Origin of the sequence: Nitrosospira briensis C-128 (assembly GCF_000619905.2) — a bacterium.
GTDB classification, from domain to species: Bacteria; Pseudomonadota; Gammaproteobacteria; order Burkholderiales; family Nitrosomonadaceae; genus Nitrosospira; species Nitrosospira briensis.
Genome location: NZ_CP012371.1, coordinates 103816 through 129047, shown reverse-complemented (window position 1 = coordinate 129047; position 25232 = coordinate 103816). Strand labels below are relative to the sequence as shown.

Genomic DNA, 25232 nt, shown 5'->3' with positions numbered 1-25232 from the left:
GTAACATTCGTGACATACGGTCGTTGTCGAACACCTTTCATAATTCTCCGAATTGGTGAAGTACCATCTGTTCAGCCCAGTATGAATGGTTGGTACCGATAAATGATATCAAATGCAGTTCCAGCATAATTTATACCTTCACATAACACGAGAGACGAGCAGGCCCAGCATGCGTTTTCGAATATGCTGTTGGAGGGCAATCGGCATATTACTTATTAGGCTTTTTAATTCCTGTCTGTAAGCCTTAATAACCTTCTGGAAAAAATTTGATAGCCAACTTCTTTAGATCGATATCCTTTTGCGCACCTTTCAAGAAATTGAATCTCCAGACATGTTCGGGTGTATCTCCATTATAGACTTGCACCGGATCAGCCAACAGATTCACGCCCCCTTTTTCCAAAATTTCCCTGGCGCCTTTCGAATCTCCATTCAACAAGAAATGCAACGTATCAGGAATACGGCTTTTCTTGGCTGCGTAGACCTGGTTCATCCATGGCGCCATCTCTTCCAGAAGGCCATATTTCTCATAAATGCCTGCCATCCGCGTCAGCTCATCCGGGTCTTCCGGAAGATTGCTGGTCAACATGCGCATGCCGATCATTTCATCGGATGACATCGTTGGCTGCGCCAACGGCTTGTTCATGCTGGAAAGCCCGGCAGCTCTTTTATCGGCAACCATGGGTATTTGTTCCGATATCTCGCTCAGCCCCGGCGCTGCGGATTGTACCGGCTGAGTAGTTAGGGCCTGCTGATTATGTTGCCAGCCTGCAACTATTTCATCGTTGGCGTTCCGCAGCCGGTTCCGCTTTTGGCTGTCGAAACCGACCTCTTCCATTTTTGCCTGATGCAATTCTGTTTTGCGTAGACCGGATTTTTTCTGTTCACCGATGTATTGGCGCCGCAAATTGATATCCTGCCCGGCGCCCAAACCTTTCGCGAGCCCGCCCGCAAATGCGCCCAGTCCATTAATCATGCCCGACCTCCCCGTTTTTTTTATCGATAGCACGGTTGCGCTTCAGCATAGCCAGGCTTCCGCTATTGATTCGATGGATAAAATCCTCCCCTACCAGCTCTATGGCTTCCTTGTTCAATACTGCTTCGCCGTTGGATAAACGGATAGGCTTGATCCCTTCAATGCTTGCCTGGATGGAATCGCTCGTGCCGGTGCCCGGACCTTTTATCATGCCGCCCTTCACATAGCCTTTACGCTTCAGCAATCCCGGGCCATAAGGGCTTCCATTCTTGATGATGCCGCCTTTGCGAAGTCCTGGACCCATCATATAAGCGCCCCCTAGCGTTCCCACCAGGCTCCCCAATCCTTCCAGCGCGGCCGCCTTGTTTTGCTGCTGTTGCTGCCATGCGCCAAGCTGGCCCTGATACTGATTCAGCATTGTATTGCCTGCTGAGTTGTTTGCCCCGGTAGCCCCACCGAACCAGCTCTGTGCGGCACTCAGGCCGGCATTGTGCAGCCCCGCCTGGGTGGCAAGGTTTCCCGTGGCTGAGTTACCGGCGTTCAACGCGGCTGCATCGGTTGCTATCCCTGTGGTGGGCATATTGCGCCCGAATTGCGCCGTGCCTTGCCGCATGGCCATGCCTTGCAGTTCGGTATCCCGGCGCGCCTTATTCATGGCGCCTGCCATATCCTTGGCCAACCCCAGGCTGGTTTCATGGGCCAATGCCTGGAACCTGCCCGAATTCGGGTTGATGCCCATGCGCTCCATTGAGCGCTGGCTGGCTTCCCGCGCAGCCTGATAGCTGCGCACGACGTCGCCACCCGCCTCTGCCGCCATCCGGTCTTTGCGTGCTTGGGAGTCGAATTCATTGGCATCCTTGACCATGCGCTCCTCTACCGGCGCGAACAGATCGCGGTAAATTTGCCATTGCGACTCCGCCCTGGCAGCATTGGCATCGCCCGCTGCAATCTGCTGATCGACAATCTTTTGAATCAACGGGTCTTGCACACTGGCCCTGTCCCTTTCCCACTCGAGCTGTTGTTTCGCCACATCAAGCTGTTGCTGCGCGATGTCGGCATTCTGCTTCGCTGTCTGGCCGATCAGCGGATCGGGTTTTGGCGGTTTCGAGCTACACATTTTCAGCCTCCAGTATTTTATTCAATCCATTTTCCACATGGCGATAGCCGAGCAGACGGAAGAACCGCGCAGCCTTGTTGACCGTCTTCACGGTAATATTGATCTCGCTTGCGCCGATGAGTCGCATTGCGTTTTCCGCATACGCCACAAAATACCGGGCAGCCCTCCCCTTGCGCGCTTCGGGCAGCAAATAAAGGGTATCTTCCGTGGCGATGATGGTTTGCGTATGTGCGCTCTTATCCAGGTACATGGCACAGTTGCCCAATAATCTTCCTCGGTATCTCAGGGTCAAGAGAACATATCGCCCGGCACGTTCATAACGGATGAAGGTCTCGTAATCCGGGTTGAACGGCAGCCCATGCCGATGCGCCTCCGTCTCATCCCAATGCGCCCGGTGCAGCGGCTTTATCTCCTCGCCAATGTTCTCGATACGCTCCAGGGAAAATATGAAATCTTCATGTTTTTCAGGCTCGATCCGTTCAATGACGCTTGCCGGTACCAGCGTTCCAATCCGGCTGGCGGCGATGCAAATATCCGCCGCCAACCCGGGCAGCAAGGGCAAGCCCATGTTTGCCTTGAGCAAAACAATCAGTTCTGTATTCATCAGCTATCCAGTCTGGTAATAATGCGTTCCACCGCGTTGCGGACGTCATTGGTATAGGCATAGAGAGCCTCGCATTCCGTTCGAGTAGGCACGGCAGAGAATGTGAGCGCGCGAAACGCCGGCGGCATGATCCTGTTTCCCCGCCGCCCGGTCAGTAGCTCGATCATGGTTTTCAGCCATTCCGGCGTTCCAGCAGGTATGCCCGGCTTCTTGATGCGTAGCGTTGGCGCCATGCCGGTACTCAGTGCGGCTTCGACTTCAATCCCATCGCTGACGGCGCCAGTGGCGGCTTTACTGCCCTGGCTGGGAAAGGAGACAATAAGGATGTGCGTCTGGATAATGATCGCGGCGCCAGCGGCGTTTCCTTGAACCGCCGATTCCGCTTCGAGCCCGCCGCTGGCGATATGTAGGATGCCAGTGGTGCTTTTATTCTCCTGGGTAGGCGCAGTGGCAACGATGATGTGCGTTTGGGTTATCGTTGGCACGGAGCATGCCTGCCCCTGCGTTTGCCCTGGCACGATCAACATCCGTGCCTGTGTTACCGCGCCGGTACTGGATGAATTAACCTGAGCGTTCGATACAACGGCAAGAACCTGATTCCGGGTAATCTGCCCATCCGCACTTGATGTGCTGGTCTGAGCGACGGGTGCAACAGCAAGAGCCTGATCCTGAATTAGCGGCCCGGCGCTGCCTGTACCATTTTGCATCGATGCGGACCCAACCAGCGCGTGATCCTGCGCTACTGCTCGCATGTCGCCGAAATTCGCCTGAACCGGCGCTTCCGCAGTCAAATAATGTATCGTACCGCTGCTTTTCCACAGTTTTTTTGGAGAAACCTTGAATAGCTGCCACGGATTGTCATGGAACGCCCTTGATTCAGCGTCGCCCCAGATTTTCTCGGTATGCCCGGCGATGAGTATTGTCCCGTCAAAATCCCAGGATGTTCCGCCGACATATCGCCCAAGGTTGAAATTCTTGTTCCCCGGTCCCCACGCGGCGGGCGCGCCAGGCCAGGTCAACCCGCTGTCTTTACCGTCGAGAAAAGCCCTGCACGTTGCCGCTGTGCCGCCCGACACAAGAACAAGGCTCCGGTTTCTGGTATTGAACCAGGATGGCAGCGTCCCGTTGCTGGGCGGACTGGAACCAATATGCACTTGCATGGCTGGATTGATCTGATGAGCGAACGCGACAGGAGACGATGCACCGAATAAAGCATGCCCATAGGTGTCGGCGGCCCCTACGGTGGGACACCAGATGAAGAAGGAGCCGACATTGCCGGTAATCTCCGGATACCCGGTATAACCGTAATAATCATCGGCCCCGTCGAACGTGAATACGTGCCCCTTCCGACCCCTCGCTATTGCCGCATTACCGCCCGTAGACCATATCCGGCCTGTCGCGAGGTCAACGGGACCAGCGGCTGGATTCCACAGTATGCGTATGCTCTTACCGAGCCCGGCGTAGTCGATCGGGGCAGCGTACTGTGGCTGCTTGTTAAGTCGGTTGGGCAGGATTATTACGGACATGTTTACGCAATCTAGGTGGAAAGGCCGGTAATGTCTGCCCGGTAAACATTACCGGAACTGAGCGCCACGCCGGTATCGTTTTTTACGACCAGCTTGAGATAGCGTGTAACGGGCAGGCCTTGCAAGCTGAAGAATTTCCTGTGTATGTTGGTATCGTTGCAGGGCATTGAACCGATCCAATGCAAGTCCGCTTCTTCTGTGGATGTTGTGCCGCTTTCCGGCCCGCTGCCAAAATTGGTATTGTCCAGCGATAGCTTTGCGAACAGGATGAGCTGCCTGTTGCCGGCAGGGGTTCCGTTCGGGTCACATTCAATTTCCAAAGTAACGTCCAACGGAATAACGGAGCCTAGGTCAATTGCGGCCGAGGTTATATAGGTCGCGTTCGCCAGCGTTCCCAAGTTGAGTACGGATGGGCTGCGAACGCCCTGAGTCTGTGTGAAGGTTGCCATGATCTGTTCCTCAAGAGTTTTCCGGGAAAACCTCGTCCAGCAGGCTGTGAACTGGTTTTAGGCAGGCTGTGAACTGGTATAAGTCAGGCTCGGGAAATTGATGGTATTCCCGCTGGTAATCACCTGATCGCTGGTTTCATCCGTCACCAGCAAAACCTTGCTGACGCTATCGGTAAAAGCAATGTGCAGATCCGGCGCTGCGCCTGAGTTGGCGAAAGCCGCTCCGCTCTTGGCTGAAATACTCAAGACACGTGCCGCGCCATCGGCGCCGGTTAGCGCGTAGTCGCCAGAGGTCATGGTAACTTCACAGATCGCGTTTCCGGTTACTGTTGCGTAGCTGTCCGCCGGCATGTAGGTTTTGAGCAAAAGCATGCGGATGGCGCCATTTCTGATTGCATTGAGGCCGCCGTCCAGTACATCGGAATGAACGTATTTTGCCACTCGATACTCCTTTTTCCATAAACAAAAAAAACGCCCAGACAAACTGAGCGAACTAAGCAGGTCACTTTTTAAATAAACACTTGCTATGCCTGCTTTAACCCATCCATTGTCTCTGCCAGTACCACTCCGGTAACCTTCACATTGCCGGATAGCACAATCTCCACGTTATCGGATTTATACCCGGCGGGAAGCCGAAAAGCGCGGCTGTTACGCACCTGCCTGGTGAATTTCAACGCACCACCCGCCCATAGCTGAAATTGCAGGGAATCGATGGCAAGGGGCGGAATATCCTGCATGGCATCGCCGCCAATCTCATATTCGGCGAGACAGGAGTCGGCTAATCCGTCATTCATCATCCCGGCGGTAATCAATGCCTGGTTTGCTGCAATAGCCGCATCGTAAGAAGTCTGCGCGGATGCCACCTCCATTTCCGGCATATCGAAGTCAGCGTCTATCTTCGCCGCTCCATAATTAACGGGAGACGCAGTGATGAATTTCCTGCTTTTCCACTCGTAGGCGAGTTTGGCCCCGGCATCGCCTTCCCATTCGTAAATTTTCTTGTCCACTGCCACATAGAGTTTGCCTGTAGCCGGGTCCGCCCATATTGCGGTGATATTCTGATTCACCTTGATAAAGGATGCGCTCTCAGCCTTGTCGATCACAAACATGAGCGAACTATCGTTAGCGGTATAACCTGCGTAATAGCGGTTATCGGCAGAGGTCCCGATAAATGTGGCAGGGTTCAGTTCCGCCCATTCTCTTTGCGTAAACAGATCTTTGGTAACGATGTCGCTATTCGCTCCAATCATTACCATGCCTTGCGGGGCGGGGTAGCCTATGCCGAATGCAAAGCTCGCCACGCCGCGCTTCGACATACAGGGCCACGCAACACCCAACTTTTCCATGCCGCCGCCCATTGTCACCGGATCAACCCCGCTGATGGTAAATGGGTTGCCTTCGGTCATTCCGACCAGCGTGGCGCCGGTAACGGCAATCGCGACGATGTCCTGATCATAGGTCTGGCGGTAAGAGGTCGGCCAGGCATAGGGCTTGAATGGTTCCGAGAACAGGACTTCATTGCCCGCGAAACCAGCGGCAACCCCATTTGCAAGAATCGTAATACCCTTCATGTCCGCTGGCGGCATATTCCATGTTGTGGACGGCAACATTTCACCGAGGGCAACTTCCTCATCGCGGGTTGAATCATCGTACGTGGCGGTAATTGCGGATACCGTGACGACATAGTGATACTCCGAGCCACCCGAAGTGGTGAGGGTGCGGTAAATACGCTTGGTCATGCCGCTCGTATTGTGCCGCGCCACCCGTACCCATGCCCCGCCGGCGGTGTAAACCTGTGTTGTCGATAGCGACACCACGACCTTATTGGTGGCTGGATCCACACGCACCAGCGCAAACTCGCCATTGAGATCCGTCATGCCCTCCACGGATGTGAACCTGATTTTCTCGTGCGCCCGAAGCCCATACACCGTATCCAGCGTGATCTCTACCTGTCCCCCAAATGGTATATCCTTCACAGCGCCGGTTATTGACCCGGTATTGGGCGGCGCGGTATCCATGCCTGATAGCGCCCAGGTATCGTCATCCTTACCGGTCGTTACCGAGGATGCGGGCGACGGCGCGGATTCTTCGCCCCATTGTGTGACAAAGGTATAAACGTAGGAACGGGTAACCGTCGATCCAGCGCCGCCGGCAGGCATGACAGCAGGCGGGTTAAGCGGTTGCGCCACGCCCAGCACATAGCAGCCCGATGGATAAGGCCCAGCGCCCGCAGTCGCCATGTCATATTCCGATGCGCGCGGTTCACCATCGCCGGTGTAGTAAAAGCGTCGCGATGTATTCCCGGCAACAGGAGAACGGGCAACATCCACATCCTTGTCCCACGCCAGCCATTTTTCATTCCCATCCTTCTCCATGCGAAACATGGAAACGATGTCGTTGGCGATGACCGGTGCAAATACCAGACGCGGGCCGTTTATCGGGCGTAAATCGCCGCTTGTCAAATTACAGTTGGTCGCAACCTGAGCCTGGCTGGCGCCAAGCAACTGTTTTGCCAGCCTTGGCACCAACCCGGAAAACCCGGTGATTCTGAAAGCGCTCACTCTGACAAAACCTCAATTTTGGGATAATGTTGCGTTTTGCTGGCCTGATTTCTTTCCTTCGCATATCGCACGTTCTTCGGCCCGCCTCTTTACCAGGCCCGGCAATACTTTTCTGCCCGGTCCATATTTGAACGCCTCTATACGTGCGCATGCTTCCGCATATTTTTTGGCGTTGATCAAGTCGATCAGGTTGGGCGGTTTTCCTGGCGAAGCTTTCCGGCAGAATGTAGGCACGCCAACGTTATAAGCCAGCCTGACAAACGCCTCGTACTCATACTGGTACAGCGGTACGGTCACGCAGTGTTTTACGCCGGCGGCATAGACGCCCTCGATCTCGTCAAGCAACCGCACCAGTGACCGTACCGGCGTGGTCCTGTCGCCCATCCTGACCCCGGCAGTCGTGCCGTATCCAATAGTCGGCACATCGCCGGGCACAGGAATATATGCCTCATCCTTGTAGCCTTCATGCACTGCAATCCCCACGAGCGTGGATGCCGTCAGCACCAGTACAGCCATTGCAGACCGGACTTGCGCGGTGGATGGTTTAATCATTTCTCAATCCCTCGGATTTTTACTGCACTCTTGTCGATTGCGCCGAATGTCATCTGGCATTTTCCGTAATGCAGTCGAGCTTCGCCTTTATCGTCTCTTTCATGTCGCCTGCATCCAGCGTGGCGCAGGACGCGATTTCGGATGAGAGTGAGGGTGAAGACGATATCCTGGGTTTCGGCTTGCGCGCCCCCGTCCAGTTTTCCGGCTCTGGATGAATGACGGACGCGGGCTCTTCAATCATCTGATGTTCCGCCGGCAGTGGCGCCAGCATGGTGCATGACGCCAGAAACAGGGCTCCAAGCGGATATCTCATTGCTTCCTCCCGCGTGCCCACTGGTCAATGATCCGGTCGAGCTTCTCGTTGAATTCTTTCATCGTTTCCCGTTGCTCGACCCGTACCGATTTGAGCTCTTCGCTCAGGCGCTCATTGGTTCTTTCCTGATAAAGCTCCCCGCGCTTCAAACTTGCGATATCGTTTTGCACCGCGTTGTATGTCGCAACGCCCGACGCAAGCAGACCCGCTACTGCAATAATCCCGCTAAAGGACAATGTAGAGGTGGACGGCCCGCGCCGCCGCTCGATCTTGTGATCGCTATCGTCGTCCGCCATGATCAGGACAGTATCCACAAGAGTGCAATGGCAAGCAGGACCGCGCCCAGCAGCACGACCGCCGTCCATTTGGATGCCTTCAGTTTATCGAGCAGCTTGTCAGCGCTTGCGTCGACCGCCGCATTCTGCTTTTCCAGTTCTTCCTTGATGATTCTGATGCGCTTGCGCTGGAACATGGTCATGGTGGATTCTCCAAAAAAATAAATCTGAACAAACAGGCAAAGTGGTCCAGTTGATCCGAAACGGTCAAAGTGGTTCTATGCAGGTGAAGAGCAAAAAAAAACGCGGCAAAGCCGCGTCATATCCGATGAATCTGATCAGCTGAATCTGATCAATTGCGTTACGGGTGAGTTATGCGTCTTCGCCCGCCGGGTAATCCGCGCTCATTACATCGACAGCGGCCTGATAGGCTGCATCGATGCGTGCCAGCGCCGGCATTTTCGTTTGGTTGCCTGAAGGCGGAGCAGGTGGCATGGATGATTGCGACTGAGCGGTAGTCCATCGCTCTATAAATGGCTTGAAATCCGTTATGCTGTCCAGGGCCGTGTTTGCAGCGCCGTCATACTCTATATGCCCGCTTGTGCCATTCCACTGCACGGCACGTATGCCTGCAGGTAGCGCCGACAAGTCAACCGGCCTGAATATTCCGGCAACTCCGACGACGCCGTCGTCTCGAATAATTGTTACTCGCATATGTCTGCTTGCTCCAATGGTTTGATGTCCGGTTTCCTGCTTGCCGATTGCGCCGCCACCAGCAGCACCTGCTGTGTCTGCGCTCCCTGCTTCACCATTTCGTTGCGAAACGATTCGGTGGCCGCCACACCTTTGCGCGATTCATTGGCCGCATTGATCGTCAGGGTGGGAAGCCATGCAATGGCGCAGCCCCAGGTGCTGCTTTCCTGTCCGGTATTCGTGTCAACGCCGCGAATCTGCACATACCAGGGGCAACGGTACAGGATCGGTTTCCCATCTTCGATTTTGAGCTCCTCGCACTTCGCCCCCAGAGGGCAATCGGAAACCCTGGTTTCCATCAATCTCTACTCGCTATGATCATGTCGATATATTGCACGGCCAGGTTGATGGCTGTGCCAGTAAAAGTGTGATTGTGGGAACCCCCGCCGCCAGTACCGCTATCTGTGACTGGCGTTCCCGTTACTACCCCCCCACCACCGCCGCCAGGGTTCGGTCCCGCACCTGATGTGGCATACACGCTGAAACTGTGGGTATGAAACGGTATCTGGGCCGAAGTAAGAGTGGTGGCACTGTTCGATCCGTTAACTGCTTGCGGCGCAAAGGCGCTCGTAAATGTGACTGAACCGCCAGAGTTCCCGCCGAGGCCGCTGACTATCCGTATGGCCTTATTGTCATGTGTGGTTATTTGCGTCCAGCCAACGGGGGCGACGGGCTGAAAAAATGACATGACCGTGCCGGATGGGATAAGCGCGCCAATCGCGGCGGGAATACCCAGTGTTGCCCGTGCCGTCGCCGCCTCTGCATCATCCAGCAATGTTCGGACAAACGGGCTCAGGTCAGCCAGTGCTGCCGTACCCGCCCCCGTGAAATACGGCAACTTGTCGGCGGATGCGGCCAACCTGCCCAGTGCGATAAGATTTGCGTTTGCAAGTGACTCTTGCAGGGCAACGTTGGTCACGCCAGCCAGAAAATAATCACCGGCCGCCCAGGTTCTTGCGGCGGTACCGTCGAGCCCACGTCCGCCCACGGAGATCGTAAGGCTATCTGCGCTGCGCGCCTCGATCTTCACGATTTCCCGATTGCCCGAGGCGTCCTTGAAAACGCCATAAAAATAATCACCGGCACCGAGCACCGGGAAGAGAATCCCTTTCCCGGCCTCAACCGTGAAGCTCAACCCCGCTGTCCCGCTTGGGGCAGAACTGACTATAGCCTTGCCGAAGTTCGAGAACTTGAGTCCCATGCTTTACCCTTATTATTTGACTTATTTGACGGCTTGTTCTATGCCCCTGGCCATGATCCTGGTTTGCAACCGCGCGCGCGTATAACCTCTCGCCACCCGCTGGCCTGCCGCCGCTGTCTTTACCGCGAATTGCTGCTGATGGTATTGAGCAAGTTGGGTGCTTGAGTACGGCTTCTTGGGCGACAGCATCAACCGCACCAGCGCGCCGTGGACAATCGCTTCGCGGTATTCGTTGAATTGCCCATCAACTATCCCCGTGCTGACCGGTGAAGGTTTGAAAGCAACGGTCATCGACAGCGTACCGGGCGCGCCAGGTACCGGCACAAGCGTTAAGGAAGCGGCACCGGCAAGAATATATGCCGGAATACCCTTCCGCCCGTGCCGGTTCATGCTGCCCATACCCGGTTCACCTGGATACAATGCGATTTCTTCTCCATCCAGTGCTGCATGGATAATTGCATGTACAACCGCATCCGTCGGTGGGGTAAAAGCATATTCTGCCGTACCCGCCGCTACTGCAACATCAGGATGCGTTCCTTGCCACGCAAGAGATTGCTCGCAAAACGCAATGGCGGATTGGCGCAACGCGCTATCGGCAGCAGCGGATGGGCAACCGGGCACGTCCGGCATCATCAAATCGTAGAAATCACGCCACAGTTTCATGATTGCGCCTCGGCGCTGAATAGTTGGACGAACACCGCAGCCCGACCGGAACTGGCGTGCTCGTCATCAGTCATTTCCGTTCTGGCCGTGACGTAATCCGCAACGGTTTGCACATACGCGGCAGATACCGGAAAGACATCGCTCAACATCCTCTCTCCATCCGGCAGACTGGCGAACTGCCCCACAAACAAGTCAGGCCGGCGCTTGAGGATTTGTAGCACTGCCTGGTTGGCTAATGACAGCAACGTAGCGTCTGAATACCTGGCTTTATCTTCATCATTGAGCGGTATGCGCGCCAGATCGATAACCGATTGGTAGGTGAAAGTCATCCGTTATCCTCAGTCGGCCATTTCATGTCTGGAGAATAAGGCGATGACCTTGTGTCGCACCGTTTCTTCACTCTGGCGCTTGCCCAACCGTTCGTTATAGTGACGTTCGGCATACTCGATCAGCGCATTCTTATTCATGGCATGGAAGTCGATGACGGGCAGCGGCTCTTCCACCGCTTGTGGCTGCTCAGCGAGCCCAATGCGTTCATTGCTTCCGTTCGCTTCACCGGCAATCTGCCAGGTATCGGTAAAGACAAGAAGGCGTTCGGCCACCTCAGCGGTTACATTACGAACCTGCCCCGGCTGCCAGTTCAATCCGACACCGTTGATACTGTCTGTCTTAACTGTAGCGGCAATGTATTTCAGATGCGGCATGTAATGCTCCATAAAAAAGGCGGCCACCTCGCGGTAGCCGCCCAAAATCACGCCCTTACTCCTTTACTCACTTGCTGCTGCCTGATGTCTACTTCACTCCCACTGCATCGCCCTTGACGATTGCCGTTACCTTGCCTGGAGCAAACGACGCTGCGGATGCGGTAAGCGTGATAGTCAGATATACCGGTTTCTCGAATTTGACCGGCTGGAACGCCAGCGAAGCGCGCCCGGCATTACGGAGCGCGGTATTGCCGGCGGCCGTGAAGTACGTATCGCTCGCAACGGGACCGTCATCCGGATAGACCGGCGCATAACCTGCCTTGAAGGCGATTGCAGGGACGGCGTTGCTGTCCAGCTTGTCGTTCACGATATCCACATCGGTTACCTCTATGCCTGCCGGGATAATCATCGGACGGTAGATGTCGCCGACAGCCCCTGCGGCAGGCGCCACTGAACCCCAGGCAACAGCGGTGTTGCCATAACCGCCCATATGCCGGGCTTTGCTGCTCAAATCTGCTGCACTAAAAGTAGCCATTCGTAACCCCTTTGTAATAATGATTGAAGCGGTACCTTCATAAGGCCGGTATCACATGGAGGGTATCGCCGTTCCCGCGGAAACGGGAATCTGGAGTTCTCCCTCCAATTATTGGATACAGATCCATGGCACCACCTGCGCTAGCCGTGAGCCTGAGTTAGAGCGGTATCGCGGAATCGACCGCGATGACGCCGAAGTCTGTCGGCACTTTGGTACCGGTACCATCATCGACCGAAAAGCGCACCTTGCTCTTTCCGCACACTTTCTCGCCCATGACTTCCAGGTTGCTTTCGAAGTTGTACCAGTGCTCTTTCCAGCCGAACTGCATGCCGCTGACCTTGGTCTTGCCATAAGCGACGCCCAGTGCCTGAGCGCCGAGCAACAACCCGCGCTCCACGGCGTAACCAGCGGTGAGGCCGCCATTGACTGCCTGGCTGGTTTCGGTAGCGGTCGGCGCATTGCCGGCAGTAACGATACTGGTGTTCTCGCCTGGCATGAAACGAATTGCCCGTTCATTCTTGATCACCAATATGCCGTTCCACATGCCGACTTCACCGGCAAAAAGCGGATGGCGAGTGTCCAGATAGGCCGAGCGATTCATTGCGTTCTGTTGAAATGCGCGTAGCGAACCTTCGGTCAGCAGTACCGAGTACTGGTTCGGTGTTGCAAGGAATATCCACATTTTCGAGGTCTGTGCAGCGCGGTCACTTGGCAGCTTCACCGATTGCAAGGGCTGATCCATGTCGTCCAGGCGCTTGCGCAATACATCCAGATGCGAGAGTTTCAGCATATCGGTGGAGACAATCGAGCCAAGCTGTTGACCGCCCGCAGTCAAATTTGCCCCGTTAACCACGAAATGCCGGTTGAAGGTTGGCGCTTTCACGGGGTTAACCATAATGTCGGCAAATTTGTTGCTGGTCTGAAGCGGTATCGTCCAGTCTGTTCCGGTTTGCGAACCACGCGCGCCTGCCAGATGAACTAGCGACTCCTGGGTATCCAGTCGCGGAAAGTAGCCGGACAATTGCGCCAGGGCAATTTCACGCAACTGGTGCTTGGTGCGTTGCTGCGACATGCTGCCACCGGCATCGATCACCTTGCTGGAAAGATTGATCTTGATTTCCATCGAAGAGAACGACAGCGGATCGCCCTTGCCCTCGCGGTTAACGTCGCCCATCAACGGCTCGCCGCTTACGGTATCGACCAGATCCAGCGAAACAATGTCGCCTGCGCTTTTCATCAGGTTGTCGATACGAACAATAGGCATTCCAGGCTCGGTTTGACCCGCAATCTTTTCCATCGCAGCGGATGGCTCCACGGGTCCGGATAGATTTTCGATCGATGATGCCCCCTTCAGGGTGTTGGCGAAGAGTGCGGCGCTATAATGTTTTACAGCAACCGAGCTTCCGCTTGCTACGTTTGTTTCAGCCATTTCATTATTCCTTAATCAAGTTCGGCTCTCAGGGCGGCGGCTTTTTGCGATGACATTTGCATCAACTTGCGAGCCAATTCATGCGGGCTCAGATTGTCGATCTGCTCTCGCTCGGACGCCGGATTTGCACCGCCTTGAATATCCGACAGGGTTGTGGGTTTCCGTACTGGAGCGCTCTCAAGCCTTGCTTTCGCGTCGGCTTTCGTTTGCTCGTGGCCGGCATGCTTTGTTGGTAAGGAAGCTTCCGGCATGATTGCCCTGACGCGGCGGACGACTTCCTCGAACCGTTCGGAATAAGGCTTTCCCGACCATCTGGTACTGGTTCTCAGAATCTCATCCTGCTTCAGGGCTTCATCCCAGGCTTGCGGATCGTTGCTTTCCCAATGGACGAGGTCAGGCGTATTTTCCTTGGCTTCGGCGATCTGTTCCTGGATACTCAACTGGACTGCACGGTCAGACTCCTCCTTTTCGCGCTTCAGTTCTTCGAGCGTTTTTTCCAGTTTCTCGCCTTGCTTCCGGCTTCCTTCAAGAACCGCGCTGATTACCTTGTGCAGCTCGGGCATATCGCTCCTGATAAGCTCCAGGTGTTTTTCGATGGCATCATCCGCCACCGCAGCACTTGTACCTGTCGCGTTATCTTTTTTCTTCAAAAGCGCCCCGAGCTTCTCGGCGACCTTGCTGTTTTCCATCTGCGCGGATTTCAGTTGCTCGCGCAGCGCCGAGTTTTCCACACGCAATTCCTTGTGCTTTTCGTAAGGAATGGTTCCCTTGCCGCTCTTGTTCAGAACGACAGGCTCATCTTCACCCATGATGCTGCTTCTACCACCGGGCGCACCTGTTCCCTCCTCCTGCCTGGGCTCATCTGCTACCGCTTGTTCGCCCAGAATTTCAGCAAGACGGCCCGGTTCGTTCTCCAGCATCTCGATCTGTTCGGGCGTAAGGTTTGCAATTTGCTCATCCGTAAGCTGATCCATTTCCATTACCGTTCCTCCAACTGCTTAACCCAGTGAGCGGGCTGCCCGTACTGGGCAGGATTGATAAAACTACGGTATCGCCGTTAGCGCGTGTTCCAGTTGATTGGAACTCTCGGATAGCTGAATGTGAAAATCCGAAAATAAAAAAAGCCGCTTGAAAGCGGCTTGTCATTCAGGTGAGAAATTACGGATTCACCACCAGGTAGCGCGGCGTTACCGTTACGTCATCCACCCCACCGATATTGGGCGGGTTATAGAAACGCTTGCCGTAGAAATCCATCCCCCCCAGGTATATCCCCTTACGTACGATTGCAGCCGACCAGGGCCGATTGTTTCCGTCCAGTTGAGGATCGGCAGTGTTACTTTTGGCGTGCAGCGTATGGTTGACGAGAAGCCCGAAGCCATTAAAGCAATTTCCTGACTCGCCAGTCCATTTTCCCGGATCAGTGTTTAGTACTGCCGGTGCGGAAGCCCGCGCTGCGGTGAAAATGTTGTTACGTACCAGGTTGCCGAGCGCTGCCCCCCATACAACGTACACGCCGGACCAGGCGCAATTGCGGAAAGTGTTATTAAATACGTTGGAGGATTGACCCGGCCCTTTATTACCGAAAGCAAGGCCGGACGTAGCCCCGTCTATGATATTGCCATAGACCTTGATATTGGTTGCGTCCAGGATCAGTATGCCGAAGCCAGCGCTGAACTCGTTCGCCACCCCTCTACCAATCAGTCGCTTGAACTCGTTGCTGTACGCCACGCAGTTGTCGCAGCCGTGATCGAACAGGATCCCATTGCCGTCTATCGTGTCCGTACTTATGTCCTCGGCGTAGTTGTCGTAATAGGTATACGAGCCGTAGAACGGATTGGAGAATCCTGTTGGGCCAGCCAGCCGGTATGCTTTGTTTCTGGCAATTATGTTTTGCCCGAAGCCGGGTGATGTTGATTGGCCGAAACCGGCGAGCATAAATCCACCGCCCATTGCGGTTGGCTTATTGAGTTGGTTGTATATCAGATTGTCTGTAATTCTGATGCCTGTGTTGCGACCAAAGTCCTCGACATAGGCTTCCGCCGCCACGCCGGTGCAGTCACGAAACGTATTACCGCTGATTATCAGATCGCTAATCTTGCAAGTTGCGGGCTCGGTGCTTGCTACTCGGAATGCAATGGTCGACCGATTGGACGAGCAGCCCGTAAAAGTGTTGTTAGTGATCGTCACTCGGGTCACGTACCTGGCTGACGTGAGCGAACCTGTTGCCAGCCAGTTGATTGCTGCGCCCACGTTTGGGCCATTACCACCGATGAATTTATTGCTGTCGAATGTCAGGTCAACGTAGGCAAGGGTGTCGGCGCCGTGGATGTTGATAATCTGCAGGTTTGTGCCGCCATTTAGTGTGCACCCGCGAATAGTCGTGCCGATGAGCGGCGCTCCATACAGGTAGATACAATAACCGGTGCCAGCCGTGATTGTGATATTCTGGATCGTCGTATAGTCACGCCCGATAAATAACCATGCGGAACCGGTAAATATAAGTGATCCGGGATCAGGGGCATAGTCGCCGCGTATAATCGCCCTGCTGCTCGCAGTCGAGGTATGGTTGCCAACAATCAATTGCGACGATGAGCGATGTGTTCCGCATATATACAGCGTGTCCCCGGCAACGACGCCAGTGCCGCTCCAAACAATGGCAGACCAACCACCCCAGGCAGTCGCATAGGATTTGCCATCACGTGTAGCTGAATGGGTTGTGTCAGGTCTTACATACCAGGTAGTCATCTTAATCGCCTATAAAATGCAGGATTCGGTAATATTCAAGAGTCAAAGTGTCTGCGCTATCTGCCCGCTGCCCTGATATTTCAACATCCTGATTCTTTGAAAAATCAATGGCATAACTTGCTGGCGCGATGAGGCCAGCCGTAGCGTAACCGTTATCATAAGGTTGGATTTGCGAGGCAAGAGAATTCCGGTTTGCGAGCACGAACAATGGCGCCTCCTTGACCGACGTGGTGCGCGTGGCGCTGTAAACCGTCGTTCCACCAATCCTGATCTTGAGGACCTTGTTGTTCACGCTGCTGGTGAATGTCCATAGCGGTTCTATTTGCAAGACGCTGTTGACTCCAAGTATTCCGGGAGCAATGGTGAACGAGGCCAGCACTTCGTCGATGGCGGTCATTGTGCAAGATGCCGCGACGGCCGATCCGGAGAGTATTTCAATTGGCCGCGAAATCAGTGGATAATTTTCCGCATCCGCGGCAGCAATAAGCTGCGCCTCCGTTGCTGAGTCGAACCGCGCGATCGCGCCTTTCCCGAACCGGTGTCCTGCAACGGTTTCATCATTTAAAAACCTGATCATGTTTTCTCCTTCACTAAAATGCGGTATCGGTATGCTTTAACTGTAATTCTTCGATCTTCAGCTGAGCGTCCACCTCAAACTTCTCTTCTTCAATATCCAGGTTCCGCTCTTTAAGGTCCAGTTCACGCGACTTGTCAGCCAGCGCCTGCTGCGCCTTGACCAATTGCTCCCGCAATCCGGTCATAGCCAGTTGCTGTTGCTGCATTGCAGCCTCAAACTGTTCCCGCATGAGTTGAGTCCGCTGGTCTGCTGCGTCCCCGCCACTGACCTTTCGCAACTGATCCGCCAGTTCATGCCGGTTGGGTACATCGGACAGTTCCAGCATGGCTGGATATAACACGGCTTGGTAAGCCGGCGGAGCCGCCTGTACGATCTGGCTGAATGATCGCAATTGCTGCGCCCGAAAACTGGGCGTGGCAGGTATATCTTCCAGCACGACCTTGACCTGGGCGGTTGCGATATCGTTTTCCACTACCGGACCGGCATCGGTAACTATCTGGCGGTTGAAATACACGATCTTCTGGCCCGCGCCACGCTTGACGGCCACGGCGGTTGCGTTGCCCAGCATGTCCTGCTTGATGAGTGCCAGAAGCTGCTGCCCGACTATTCGTCGAGCGTAGCGAAAATTATCGTTGGGCTCCGCCAGAACGGTCGAGCCCTGCTCTACCAAACTGTTGATGGCGACGCCGCTGGTGGCCGTGGTGTCCGCCCCCAGCATGGCCCGGTATATGCCGCCGACTTCCTCGATTCTCCGCTTGCGTTCCTGCATCAACTGGAACACCTGCGCCGCAAGTTGGTGCTCGCGCGTTACCTTGAATCCCGCGGCGTTCCGGCGCTGGGCGTTCAGAACAGTCATCGATCGCAAGCTGCTGATATTCTGCGCAACCTCGTGGTATGAATTCTGACTGAGGTCGAGCGCATCATTGTCCACTTCGACTTTTACCGAATTCAGAACCTCATAGAGCAGAATATCCAGGTCGATAATCTGATCCTGCGGCCCGCGCATGTCGCGAATCAACCCGTAGGGCGCTCTGCTCCGGTCTTTGCGAAAACACCAGAACGGAACATAAGGGAAATCCGTATTCGGCAACGGGCTTGGCACATCCATCAATTTATGCGGCCCCAGCCAGATCGAGACGCGCGTCCTTGCGAGCAGCGATTTCTGTACCTGTACCCGTCCTTGTACTACCGCCATCTGATGATACGGATTCTCCTCGCGGTATTCGATGGCTTTACCGTCCGGCAACGCCAGCACATACCCCTCCTCGAAATGCCGGTACCACAACTCGGAAAGCCTGACCATGCCCGAATTCCGGTTCAGGTAATCCTGCTGGCCCTGACCCCAGGCTTGCTCGATCTCATAGGCTCTGGCCATGCCGGTGTCGGTTCCTTCATAGACGTCCAGGTTGTTCCATCCACACCAGCTGTTCTGGATGAGCTCGGCCTGATCCGGCAGCATCAATGACGCTTGCAGGCGGTCTACCCATTTATCACGCCTCAGGTAGCGCGCGTCGGACAAATCCGGTTCCTTCGCTGTCCAGTCCCAGTAGATCTCGTTACGGTGCACTTCCCGCACGCGATACGGATATTTCAGCGGATCGAATTCGCGGGACACTTCAACCCAGCCAATACCGGCACGAATCATGCTGGAATAGGCGTCGGACATTGCGCGGTCGGCGCGTGACTCGGTTTCCGCCTCCTTGATCCGTGCGGAAAGGCCTTCTGCGATCTCAGCCTGGCTCTCGTCGTCCGAGGTGACTTTATAGTCGGTGCGACTACGCGCTTCCAGGCCCAGCACGGCATTGATCGTCGGCTTGATCAGATTCGAGTCCTGGGGCGGAATACCTGCTTCCTTCAGTCGCTGGACTACCTCCGCGGTTGTCTGGGCGCCGTCGTAGTAATCGCAATCGGTGTCTGAGTCGAGCCGCCATTTCGGCTGCTGACGAATATCGCGGCAGATCTTGTCGTAAGCCTCGACTGCTATATCCGAGGTGATTTTCTGTTCGATCATGCGCGCCACCCCTTCATGCTGACACCGCGCGCGCTGGCACCCGGTTTCTCATCCTCCACCGATACAGCAAAATACCTGAACGCATCCGCGGCGTGGCTGTGGTAATCGTGTAATGGCCTGCCACTGAATTGTCTGGATTCAGGATCTACATCGAATCGATAACGCCTCAAGCTCTGTAATCCTTCAGCGCATTTCTGTTCGTCAAAATAGCAACGATTGAATATCGTTCTCCCGGCATTGATTCCGTCGGCAACTGACAGATTCGGCACTATCCTCACCTTTCGCCCGGCCGCGAGCATGATTTCCTCGACGCTCCGGCCGGTTGCCAGCGTTTTGGCTTTCGCATCATGGGGCAACCAATCAGTACCATATAGATATCCCTTGTTTTGCAGCACACTGATGTAATGTTGTATCGGCATCTGGTTGCTGCTGTAATAATCGATCAACCTGAGTTCGTTCCCAACCGCCTGGGCAAACCATATGCTGGTGTTATCGGCCCACCCCAGGTCAAAGAAGGTATGCACCTGCTTTGCCGCGTCGTAGGGCACGCTCCGGATGCGCCCTTCTTCCTGGGCAAGCCTGAGTTCTTTCGCATAGATCGCGCCGTCCAGCGTCAGCCTGCAATTTCCTTCCCAGACGTTCTGGTAAGCATCGGGATCACGCACTTTCAACGCGTCTTTTTCCCGAAGCAAGGTTTCGGGAAACCATGGGTTGTCATTCCAGTTGATTTTCACCACGATGGCGCCAGGCGGAGGAGTGACGACAAATCGCCGGTGTGTCTCATCCGTTTCCAGCTCCGGGTTGTAAGTAACCCATATTTCCGATCCGTCCTTACGAATAGTCGGAATAAGCGTATCCCAACTTGATTTTCCGACCGTCTGCGCCTCTTCAACCCAAACCCGATCAACGCCCTCAAACGATTTGATTTTGGTGACATTATTGCGCAGCCCGGCAAATATGAATTCGGAGCCATTGGCCCCCCGAATCATGCTGTTTTGCACCTCATAAAAAGGTCCCAGTCCGGTCGCCTCGATCTGCGCCTGCAACAGGTGATGCACAGATTCAACGATAGAGTTCTGGAACTCTCTCGCGCACAGGACGCGCAATGGAGTAGCAGCCGCCTGTATCAGTAATGCCCTGGCGACACCCCAGCTTTTTGCGCCGCCGCGGCCGCCATACAGAACCTTGTATCGCGCCGGCTCGAACAGGAAACGGAGCTTGGCCGGAAATTCGGCCCTATGCGCGGCCATGGCATGATGTCCTTGATGGCCTGTATCTCGGTCCCATATGTATTTAACCTAAATCGGTAGTTGACCGCTCATTTGATAGGAGCAGTGTTATGATTAATAACAATATTTCATATTATTTGACGCTCATCTTCCGGGTGAGGGCGCTACGAGGTGAATTGCACAGTTTTTGCGGCACATGGCTGCGTTGCAACTCCTTGGAATGGAACGACCATTCCGCGTCGTTGCGCCTTGCCATGCACCCCAAAAACCGTACACTTCACCCCGTCCAACTACCGGATTTAGGTTATATAACCTGTTTGCCGGCATCGGTTATAGAGACAAAAGCCACCTCGACGCTTTGCATCGCCTGTCTTTTTGTATCCCCCGCCTCGTGCGTTACCGGTGGTTTGTCGCCGTATTTTTTTGGCGCAAGCCTTGCGGCATACCATTTGCGCGCGTCGATGCGCAATTGGGCACGTGCGATGACCTCTCGATCTATCACTTGCTTGCCCTTTTCATCGATATAAGTATCCTTTGATCCATCGTCGGAAATTTCGATGATTTCTTCAGCATAAGCATCCACACAAAGTTCTTTCGCGCGCAGATATTGCCGCATGAGATCTTCATCGCACGCCAACCAGTTCCATAAAACCCTTTGGCTTATGCCGACTTCCACACACATGGCGCGGGCCGATTTTCCCAGTGAAATACCGGCAAAAATGGTATCCAGCAATTCCGGTGTTTTTATTGTCGGAGCTCCCTTTTTCCTTCCTGATAATGCCGCGTCTGCTTGATTCTTCGCTGCTTTCATTGAAAGCACTTCACGTTCAAATTCACTCATGATCCGGCTTTTTCAGCGCTCATCGCACCCTCTTTTTTCGTCTCTTTGTTGCAGCCTTTCATGGCTGCGAGTAATTTGACCTCACATGCCCATCTCTCCTCGATTTCAGCACGCAGCGCCCTGTTGATGGTGACTGCATCGTCTTTTACCGAAGTACGATCAATCGCATAGGTTGATTTGCATTCGGATGGGGTTTCCACCAGACACGGCACAGCAATTTGTTTTTCGATTACCTGCGTCTGAATTACCGGCTTGCCAGCGCAACCAGCCAGCAGCGTGACAAATACCGATACCAATGCAAGGTGGGCATAACGCGTCGTAAATTCCATATGGGCATACCTGAACGAACAAGGTTAAAAACCATCTGGTTTTGATGGCATGAGAAGGCGCATAGTCGACCTATGCAATGACGAGTAACGCAACCTGATGCCAATCTAGTTATTTTGGCGGCGGCTTTTTACGTACTCTATTTGCTCACGGGTTAACACCTCACATTGATATTCCAATGCTACCGGCGGAAGAGCCGTTATCTTTTTTGCACGGTTTGTGTGTTTCGCTGCAACCGACGCTGCACGTCGCATTGCAACCGCCGCGTTTTTATCTCGTATGGCTGAGGCTGCTGCCAGCGCATCCATTGCGCTGCGCACGGATTGAATATCCGTAGCGCATTTATCGTTTGCTGCCGACAGCACGGCATTACTGGAGTTGAGCCGCTGTATCTCCGATGCAGACCGCCAGTTGCTGACCGCGAATCCGCCACTAAAGGCAAGAGCGACAAAAACTGCCAGGATGATTGCTATAATCGCTGGACTGCTGATCATTTACGTTTGCCTATAAAAGCTGTTGAGAGCGGGCAATAAAAAACCCGCACGAGGCGGGTTTGCTGGAGAATACTGCGTAAGCGCAGGTCCTGTTTCATAGGGCGTTGGCGTCCATTAAGCAATGGCACGTTACACCGCACAAGAATTTCTTTAATATTATTGCCCTTGTGAGCAGGCAAAAAAAAGCCGCTTAAAAGCGGTCGATAAAAAACCCGCGCAAGGCGGGTGGATGTGAGCCTCGCTGTAGCGGGCTTTTAGTTTTAGTGATCGTGCACGGAAATCCACAATATGGAAGCGAATTATACAGCGTTACCAGCCGTTGTCAAGAGGTTTCTATATTAAGAGGTAGAGAATGGAAAACCGCTCTATTACGGTACTCGGTTTGCCATAAGAAGCGCCTGTGGAACTGTTTTCAACCGGAGTAAAATCGACTCAGCTACAATGAAAATTGATTTTTGGCGCGCGGCTGCTATAAACAAAGCTGCTGGGGCGGTCCGGTTATAATGATTCAATCGGATCCCGGCTTCGATACACACACTTTTTTGAGATATCCGTGATCAAACTTCCTGTAGTGCTCTTCATATTCGGTCTGGCATATTCCAGCCAGGCGCCAGCACAGGAATGGGAGGCTGTAACCCCGAACGCTGCAGCCAGCGCCCCTGCGGAGATGACGCAGGATAGCCCCTTTATTTATCCCCCGGTGATGAATAACCCCCTTGTGCCTTTGGGGGCGTCGCATAAACAGGATCAGCGCCTTGATCGATCTTCGCTTGGCGGGCCGGTCGTGGTGTTGCCCATGCCATCGATGGGCGGTAGTTCGGGCTACAACAACATGCATGGGTTCCAGTATCCCGGCAGCTATATGCCGCGGGACACGCCTCTTCATAAATTTAATGGTTATGTCGCTTGCGATCCGCCTGATCTGACTGGGGAAACCACGGCAGCGGGAACCACGACAGGCGCACCAGCACGGCGTTTGGTCAAGATCACGTCAACACGATCCCTGGCGGCACCCGCCTATCAGCAGCCGTGCCCGGTCTATACGGTAAACGGCGAGATACCAAAGCAACAAAACTACACCACCACAACCAGGCCTTCGGGCCGGAATGCGCCGCAAACTATGCGATAAGGAGAGCGGTGATGCGAACCGCAAGCATGAGAAAACCCAACACATGGAAGGAATTTCGCGCCTGGTGCACCACTACCTGCATGAGTCTTCTTTTCCTGTCCAGTTGCGCCAGTTTTCAGGTCAGCGTGCCGGATTCCGACCCTATAAAGCCTGAAGGTCAGACTGCGGCTTACCAAAAAAAGACCATGCACGCGTATTTTTGGGGATTGATGCTCGATCCGCAGGTTTTTGCCGCCGAATGCCACGGTCAGGGTATCAATGATGTCGTAATCTACCGTACCCTGGCGCATGATCTTGCCGGTGTTGTCACCCTGGGTCTCTGGATGCCGACGGAGGTGCGATTCCGCTGCAAAGCGCCACCCACAAGGCCGGGCACGCTCCCTGTGCCGCGAAAAAGATCACGAACACGGAACGTTTCTTGATAAGTATCAGCCAGCAGTGTCGGACTTGAAGAATCGCAGCGAAAAAGTGACCGGGTGAGGACGGATTTTGAGGATTTTGAAGGCCAATAGTTATTCTATTTGCCGAAAAAGCGACGAAATATGCACCAGCCAGATGCTTTTGCAGCCGATTTCCTTTAAGGCCGACAGGCTGCCAGACCATAAGGAAACAAGAACATGCCCAACGGACGACACGAAAACAACTCGAATGGACGAATCTTCTTCCGGCCCACCATCCTGGAAACCGGACGGCATGACTCTTTCAGGCAGACGCTCGAGGGAGAATACGTCTTCCGCATCGACCGGGGCGACAAACCGCCCTTCGATACTTACAACGAAGCGACAAAGGAATTGCAGGGCATCATCCAGGCTTGCATTCGGGATGGCAAGTCTCTGCGCGCGCACGGCAGCTTGTGGTCGCTGAGCACCGTCGCCGTGACGAATGGCCGCCTGATCGACAACACAGCGTTGCGGCTGGCGTTCGAGGTCCCGCATGCGTTGACCGATTCGGGGTATGCGGGCGATGCCGCGAAACTGCGCTTCGTCGAATGCGGCAACTCGGTTGCCGCGCTGAACGAATATCTCTTTGCCAGCGGCTTGTCGATCAAAGGTTGCGGCTCAAACAACGGCCAGACTGTCGCCGGCGCGGTCTCGACGGGAACCCATGGTGGCGCCTACAACTTTGGCGCGATGCAGGAGATGGTCGTTGGGTTGCACCTTATCACCGGACCGAACAAACATGTCTATCTGGAGCGGAAGTCATATCCTGTGATGCAACCTGACTTTGCGCAGAGCATAGGCGCCGATTTCATACAGGACGATACGCTTTTCAACGCTGCGCTGGTGAGCTTGGGCTCTTTCGGCATTATTCACGGCATCATGATCGAGACGCGTGCGCTTTTCATTCTGAATGCCGTCCGGTTCCGGCATCCGTACGACGCCACGCTCAAAGCCGCGATCGCCGCCTGCGACCCGACTCTGATTCCCCTGCCGGCGGTAGCCAACGCTGTGCCTAGAGACAAACCCTACCATTTTGAAATATTCTTCAACCCCAACGAGGGCACGCCCCCTGCCGAAGCCATCGTTCTCGTAATGTACGAATCGGCGTATGATCCGGATAATTACACACCGCCGGAATGGAATGCCGGCGAGCCCGGCCTGGGCGCCTCCGGGCTTGACATTATGGGCGCGCTGGTAGGGAAAATTCCCAGCCCGCTAAACAAGCTGGCCCTGCCATTGCTCAACAGCCAGGTAGAAGCGGAGTTTTCGCCTTATTTCAAAAAGGCGATCATCCGCGATCTCTTCCGAGGCGAGAAGACTTTGGGCAAGACCCTCGGCTGCGGTGTCGGAATGCCCGTCTCCCGGGCGATCGAGGCAATGGAAATCGCTTTCAGGATATACAAAGACGCAAACGTCGTCCTGCCGCTGATACTCTCGCACCGTTTTGTCAAAGGCACACGGGCCCTGCTCGGATTCACCCGCTTCGACACCACGGCAGTCCTGGAGATGGATGCGGTGAGCACCCCGGAAACTCGTGCATTCTACAACAAGGTCTGGGAAGCCCTTGATGCGGCAGGTATTCCCTTCACCCTGCACTGGGGGAAATATAATACATTCCTTACGCCTGATCGCGTGCGTAATTGGTATGGGGACACCGCCGTCGACCATTGGCTCGCCAGCCGCGAGACGTTGCTCGAAAGCGCAGCGGTGCGGAAGATATTCAACAACGACTTCACTGTCAACGCAGGGCTGACGAACTGAAACCGGCTGTCCCGCCGGAAACC

30 protein-coding genes are annotated in these 25232 nt (G+C 54.6%); 3 read left to right on the top strand and 27 right to left on the bottom strand.

The features are described 5' to 3' along the window. Positions 1 to 244 precede the first annotated feature (244 nt). The 27 genes from F822_RS00635 to F822_RS00505 form a co-directional block, all read right to left on the bottom strand. A complete protein-coding gene (locus tag F822_RS00635) occupies positions 245 to 973 on the bottom strand; it encodes a hypothetical protein (RefSeq protein ID WP_025039851.1) in 729 nt (242 codons plus the stop codon). Next, entirely contained in the window at positions 966 to 2090 is a 1125-nt protein-coding gene (locus F822_RS00630; protein ID WP_025039852.1) for a hypothetical protein, read from the bottom strand. Before F822_RS00630 ends, F822_RS00635 begins: the two co-directional genes overlap by 8 nt. Continuing rightward, positions 2083 to 2694, bottom strand: a complete 612-nt coding sequence (locus tag F822_RS00625) for a GNAT family N-acetyltransferase (RefSeq protein WP_025039853.1) — start codon at positions 2692 to 2694, stop codon at positions 2083 to 2085. The genes F822_RS00630 and F822_RS00625 overlap by 8 nt, the downstream gene beginning before the upstream one ends. Further along, the gene (locus tag F822_RS00620; protein WP_025039854.1) at positions 2694 to 4220 is read right to left on the bottom strand and encodes a hypothetical protein; all 1527 of its coding nucleotides are present in this window, start codon (positions 4218 to 4220) and stop codon (positions 2694 to 2696) included. Before F822_RS00620 ends, F822_RS00625 begins: the two co-directional genes overlap by 1 nt. Positions 4221 to 4231: 11 nt before the next feature. After that, positions 4232 to 4669: a hypothetical protein gene (locus F822_RS00615; RefSeq protein WP_025039855.1), complete on the bottom strand. Its 438-nt coding sequence runs from the start codon at positions 4667 to 4669 to the stop codon at positions 4232 to 4234. Positions 4670 to 4726: 57 nt separating this feature from the next. Beyond that, positions 4727 to 5110, bottom strand: coding sequence for a hypothetical protein (locus tag F822_RS00610; protein ID WP_025039856.1), 384 nt, complete (start codon positions 5108 to 5110; stop codon positions 4727 to 4729). Between the two features lie 83 nt (positions 5111 to 5193). Continuing rightward, positions 5194 to 7230, bottom strand: coding sequence for a hypothetical protein (locus tag F822_RS00605; RefSeq protein WP_025039857.1), 2037 nt, complete (start codon positions 7228 to 7230; stop codon positions 5194 to 5196). A gap of 12 nt (positions 7231 to 7242) precedes the next feature. After that, positions 7243 to 7782 (bottom strand): glycoside hydrolase family protein, encoded by a 540-nt coding sequence (locus F822_RS00600; RefSeq protein ID WP_025039858.1) that lies wholly within the window; start codon positions 7780 to 7782, stop codon positions 7243 to 7245. Positions 7783 to 7831: 49 nt separating this feature from the next. After that, complete coding sequence (locus F822_RS00595; RefSeq protein ID WP_025039859.1) at positions 7832 to 8095, bottom strand: hypothetical protein; 264 nt, start codon at positions 8093 to 8095, stop codon at positions 7832 to 7834. Further along, entirely contained in the window at positions 8092 to 8391 is a 300-nt protein-coding gene (locus F822_RS00590; RefSeq protein WP_025039860.1) for a hypothetical protein, read from the bottom strand. The genes F822_RS00595 and F822_RS00590 overlap by 4 nt, the downstream gene beginning before the upstream one ends. A 2-nt stretch (positions 8392 to 8393) precedes the next feature. Then, on the bottom strand, positions 8394 to 8573 hold the full coding sequence (locus F822_RS00585) for a hypothetical protein (protein ID WP_025039861.1): 180 nt from the start codon (positions 8571 to 8573) through the stop codon (positions 8394 to 8396). Between the two features lie 169 nt (positions 8574 to 8742). After that, positions 8743 to 9084 carry a hypothetical protein gene (locus F822_RS00580; protein WP_025039862.1) on the bottom strand — a complete coding sequence of 114 codons (342 nt, stop codon included), beginning with the start codon at positions 9082 to 9084 and terminating at the stop codon, positions 8743 to 8745. Beyond that, complete coding sequence (locus F822_RS00575; RefSeq protein ID WP_025039863.1) at positions 9075 to 9422, bottom strand: hypothetical protein; 348 nt, start codon at positions 9420 to 9422, stop codon at positions 9075 to 9077. The genes F822_RS00580 and F822_RS00575 overlap by 10 nt, the downstream gene beginning before the upstream one ends. Beyond that, the gene (locus F822_RS00570) at positions 9422 to 10324 is read right to left on the bottom strand and encodes a hypothetical protein (RefSeq protein WP_025039864.1); all 903 of its coding nucleotides are present in this window, start codon (positions 10322 to 10324) and stop codon (positions 9422 to 9424) included. Before F822_RS00570 ends, F822_RS00575 begins: the two co-directional genes overlap by 1 nt. Positions 10325 to 10345: 21 nt before the next feature. Further along, entirely contained in the window at positions 10346 to 10987 is a 642-nt protein-coding gene (locus F822_RS00565; protein ID WP_025039865.1) for a phage adaptor protein, read from the bottom strand. Further along, positions 10984 to 11316, bottom strand: coding sequence for a DUF6682 family protein (locus tag F822_RS00560; RefSeq protein WP_025039866.1), 333 nt, complete (start codon positions 11314 to 11316; stop codon positions 10984 to 10986). Before F822_RS00560 ends, F822_RS00565 begins: the two co-directional genes overlap by 4 nt. 9 nt (positions 11317 to 11325) lie before the next feature. Then, positions 11326 to 11742 carry a hypothetical protein gene (locus F822_RS00555; protein ID WP_025039867.1) on the bottom strand — a complete coding sequence of 139 codons (417 nt, stop codon included), beginning with the start codon at positions 11740 to 11742 and terminating at the stop codon, positions 11326 to 11328. Between the two features lie 37 nt (positions 11743 to 11779). Beyond that, positions 11780 to 12226, bottom strand: coding sequence for a hypothetical protein (locus F822_RS00550; RefSeq protein ID WP_025039868.1), 447 nt, complete (start codon positions 12224 to 12226; stop codon positions 11780 to 11782). Between the two features lie 157 nt (positions 12227 to 12383). Continuing rightward, complete coding sequence (locus tag F822_RS00545) at positions 12384 to 13655, bottom strand: phage capsid family protein (RefSeq protein WP_025039869.1); 1272 nt, start codon at positions 13653 to 13655, stop codon at positions 12384 to 12386. 11 nt (positions 13656 to 13666) lie between these two features. Beyond that, positions 13667 to 14635: a hypothetical protein gene (locus tag F822_RS00540; RefSeq protein WP_025039870.1), complete on the bottom strand. Its 969-nt coding sequence runs from the start codon at positions 14633 to 14635 to the stop codon at positions 13667 to 13669. 178 nt (positions 14636 to 14813) lie between these two features. Continuing rightward, complete coding sequence (locus tag F822_RS00535; RefSeq protein WP_025039871.1) at positions 14814 to 16400, bottom strand: right-handed parallel beta-helix repeat-containing protein; 1587 nt, start codon at positions 16398 to 16400, stop codon at positions 14814 to 14816. A 1-nt stretch (position 16401) separates the two neighbouring features. Then, on the bottom strand, positions 16402 to 16977 hold the full coding sequence (locus F822_RS00530) for a hypothetical protein (protein WP_025039872.1): 576 nt from the start codon (positions 16975 to 16977) through the stop codon (positions 16402 to 16404). Positions 16978 to 16990: 13 nt separating this feature from the next. After that, a complete protein-coding gene (locus F822_RS00525) occupies positions 16991 to 18988 on the bottom strand; it encodes a portal protein (protein ID WP_025039873.1) in 1998 nt (665 codons plus the stop codon). Further along, positions 18985 to 20238: a PBSX family phage terminase large subunit gene (locus F822_RS00520; protein ID WP_025039874.1), complete on the bottom strand. Its 1254-nt coding sequence runs from the start codon at positions 20236 to 20238 to the stop codon at positions 18985 to 18987. Before F822_RS00520 ends, F822_RS00525 begins: the two co-directional genes overlap by 4 nt. 283 nt (positions 20239 to 20521) lie before the next feature. After that, positions 20522 to 21058 (bottom strand): terminase small subunit-like protein, encoded by a 537-nt coding sequence (locus tag F822_RS00515; protein ID WP_025039875.1) that lies wholly within the window; start codon positions 21056 to 21058, stop codon positions 20522 to 20524. Further along, on the bottom strand, positions 21055 to 21387 hold the full coding sequence (locus tag F822_RS00510; RefSeq protein ID WP_025039876.1) for a hypothetical protein: 333 nt from the start codon (positions 21385 to 21387) through the stop codon (positions 21055 to 21057). The genes F822_RS00515 and F822_RS00510 overlap by 4 nt, the downstream gene beginning before the upstream one ends. Before the next feature lie 105 nt (positions 21388 to 21492). Then, entirely contained in the window at positions 21493 to 21879 is a 387-nt protein-coding gene (locus F822_RS00505) for a hypothetical protein (protein ID WP_025039877.1), read from the bottom strand. Positions 21880 to 22432: 553 nt separating this feature from the next. On the opposite strand from F822_RS00505, the gene F822_RS00500 reads away from it, so the two are divergent. The 3 genes from F822_RS00500 to F822_RS00490 all read left to right on the top strand — a co-directional run bounded on the left by F822_RS00500 (position 22433) and on the right by F822_RS00490 (position 25209). Next, positions 22433 to 23008: a hypothetical protein gene (locus F822_RS00500; protein WP_025039878.1), complete on the top strand. Its 576-nt coding sequence runs from the start codon at positions 22433 to 22435 to the stop codon at positions 23006 to 23008. Positions 23009 to 23019: 11 nt separating this feature from the next. Continuing rightward, on the top strand, positions 23020 to 23430 hold the full coding sequence (locus F822_RS00495; RefSeq protein ID WP_053111328.1) for a Bor/Iss family lipoprotein: 411 nt from the start codon (positions 23020 to 23022) through the stop codon (positions 23428 to 23430). A gap of 195 nt (positions 23431 to 23625) precedes the next feature. Next, complete coding sequence (locus F822_RS00490; RefSeq protein ID WP_025039880.1) at positions 23626 to 25209, top strand: FAD-binding protein; 1584 nt, start codon at positions 23626 to 23628, stop codon at positions 25207 to 25209. The last annotated feature ends 23 nt before the right edge of the window (positions 25210 to 25232 follow it).

What these genes read in the sequence shown, in the direction of transcription:
- F822_RS00620 (WP_025039854.1), bottom strand. Translation starts at nt 4,220, where the DNA reads ATGTCCGTAATAATCCTGCCCAACCGACTTAACAAGCAGCCACAGTAC.
- F822_RS00630 (WP_025039852.1), bottom strand. Translation starts at nt 2,090, where the DNA reads ATGTGTAGCTCGAAACCGCCAAAACCCGATCCGCTGATCGGCCAGACA.
- F822_RS00535 (WP_025039871.1), bottom strand. Translation starts at nt 16,400, where the DNA reads ATGACTACCTGGTATGTAAGACCTGACACAACCCATTCAGCTACACGT.
- F822_RS00520 (WP_025039874.1), bottom strand. Translation starts at nt 20,238, where the DNA reads ATGGCCGCGCATAGGGCCGAATTTCCGGCCAAGCTCCGTTTCCTGTTC.
- F822_RS00615 (WP_025039855.1), bottom strand. Translation starts at nt 4,669, where the DNA reads ATGGCAACCTTCACACAGACTCAGGGCGTTCGCAGCCCATCCGTACTC.
- F822_RS00595 (WP_025039859.1), bottom strand. Translation starts at nt 8,095, where the DNA reads ATGAGATATCCGCTTGGAGCCCTGTTTCTGGCGTCATGCACCATGCTG.
- F822_RS00525 (WP_025039873.1), bottom strand. Translation starts at nt 18,988, where the DNA reads ATGATCGAACAGAAAATCACCTCGGATATAGCAGTCGAGGCTTACGAC.
- F822_RS00565 (WP_025039865.1), bottom strand. Translation starts at nt 10,987, where the DNA reads ATGAAACTGTGGCGTGATTTCTACGATTTGATGATGCCGGACGTGCCC.
- F822_RS00625 (WP_025039853.1), bottom strand. Translation starts at nt 2,694, where the DNA reads ATGAATACAGAACTGATTGTTTTGCTCAAGGCAAACATGGGCTTGCCC.
- F822_RS00540 (WP_025039870.1), bottom strand. Translation starts at nt 14,635, where the DNA reads ATGGAAATGGATCAGCTTACGGATGAGCAAATTGCAAACCTTACGCCC.
- F822_RS00530 (WP_025039872.1), bottom strand. Translation starts at nt 16,977, where the DNA reads ATGATCAGGTTTTTAAATGATGAAACCGTTGCAGGACACCGGTTCGGG.
- F822_RS00515 (WP_025039875.1), bottom strand. Translation starts at nt 21,058, where the DNA reads ATGAGTGAATTTGAACGTGAAGTGCTTTCAATGAAAGCAGCGAAGAAT.
- F822_RS00505 (WP_025039877.1), bottom strand. Translation starts at nt 21,879, where the DNA reads ATGATCAGCAGTCCAGCGATTATAGCAATCATCCTGGCAGTTTTTGTC.
- F822_RS00590 (WP_025039860.1), bottom strand. Translation starts at nt 8,391, where the DNA reads ATGGCGGACGACGATAGCGATCACAAGATCGAGCGGCGGCGCGGGCCG.
- F822_RS00585 (WP_025039861.1), bottom strand. Translation starts at nt 8,573, where the DNA reads ATGACCATGTTCCAGCGCAAGCGCATCAGAATCATCAAGGAAGAACTG.
- F822_RS00635 (WP_025039851.1), bottom strand. Translation starts at nt 973, where the DNA reads ATGATTAATGGACTGGGCGCATTTGCGGGCGGGCTCGCGAAAGGTTTG.
- F822_RS00570 (WP_025039864.1), bottom strand. Translation starts at nt 10,324, where the DNA reads ATGGGACTCAAGTTCTCGAACTTCGGCAAGGCTATAGTCAGTTCTGCC.
- F822_RS00490 (WP_025039880.1), top strand. Translation starts at nt 23,626, where the DNA reads ATGCCCAACGGACGACACGAAAACAACTCGAATGGACGAATCTTCTTC.
- F822_RS00495 (WP_053111328.1), top strand. Translation starts at nt 23,020, where the DNA reads ATGCGAACCGCAAGCATGAGAAAACCCAACACATGGAAGGAATTTCGC.
- F822_RS00550 (WP_025039868.1), bottom strand. Translation starts at nt 12,226, where the DNA reads ATGGCTACTTTTAGTGCAGCAGATTTGAGCAGCAAAGCCCGGCATATG.
- F822_RS00560 (WP_025039866.1), bottom strand. Translation starts at nt 11,316, where the DNA reads ATGACTTTCACCTACCAATCGGTTATCGATCTGGCGCGCATACCGCTC.
- F822_RS00510 (WP_025039876.1), bottom strand. Translation starts at nt 21,387, where the DNA reads ATGGAATTTACGACGCGTTATGCCCACCTTGCATTGGTATCGGTATTT.
- F822_RS00575 (WP_025039863.1), bottom strand. Translation starts at nt 9,422, where the DNA reads ATGGAAACCAGGGTTTCCGATTGCCCTCTGGGGGCGAAGTGCGAGGAG.
- F822_RS00580 (WP_025039862.1), bottom strand. Translation starts at nt 9,084, where the DNA reads ATGCGAGTAACAATTATTCGAGACGACGGCGTCGTCGGAGTTGCCGGA.
- F822_RS00600 (WP_025039858.1), bottom strand. Translation starts at nt 7,782, where the DNA reads ATGATTAAACCATCCACCGCGCAAGTCCGGTCTGCAATGGCTGTACTG.
- F822_RS00545 (WP_025039869.1), bottom strand. Translation starts at nt 13,655, where the DNA reads ATGGCTGAAACAAACGTAGCAAGCGGAAGCTCGGTTGCTGTAAAACAT.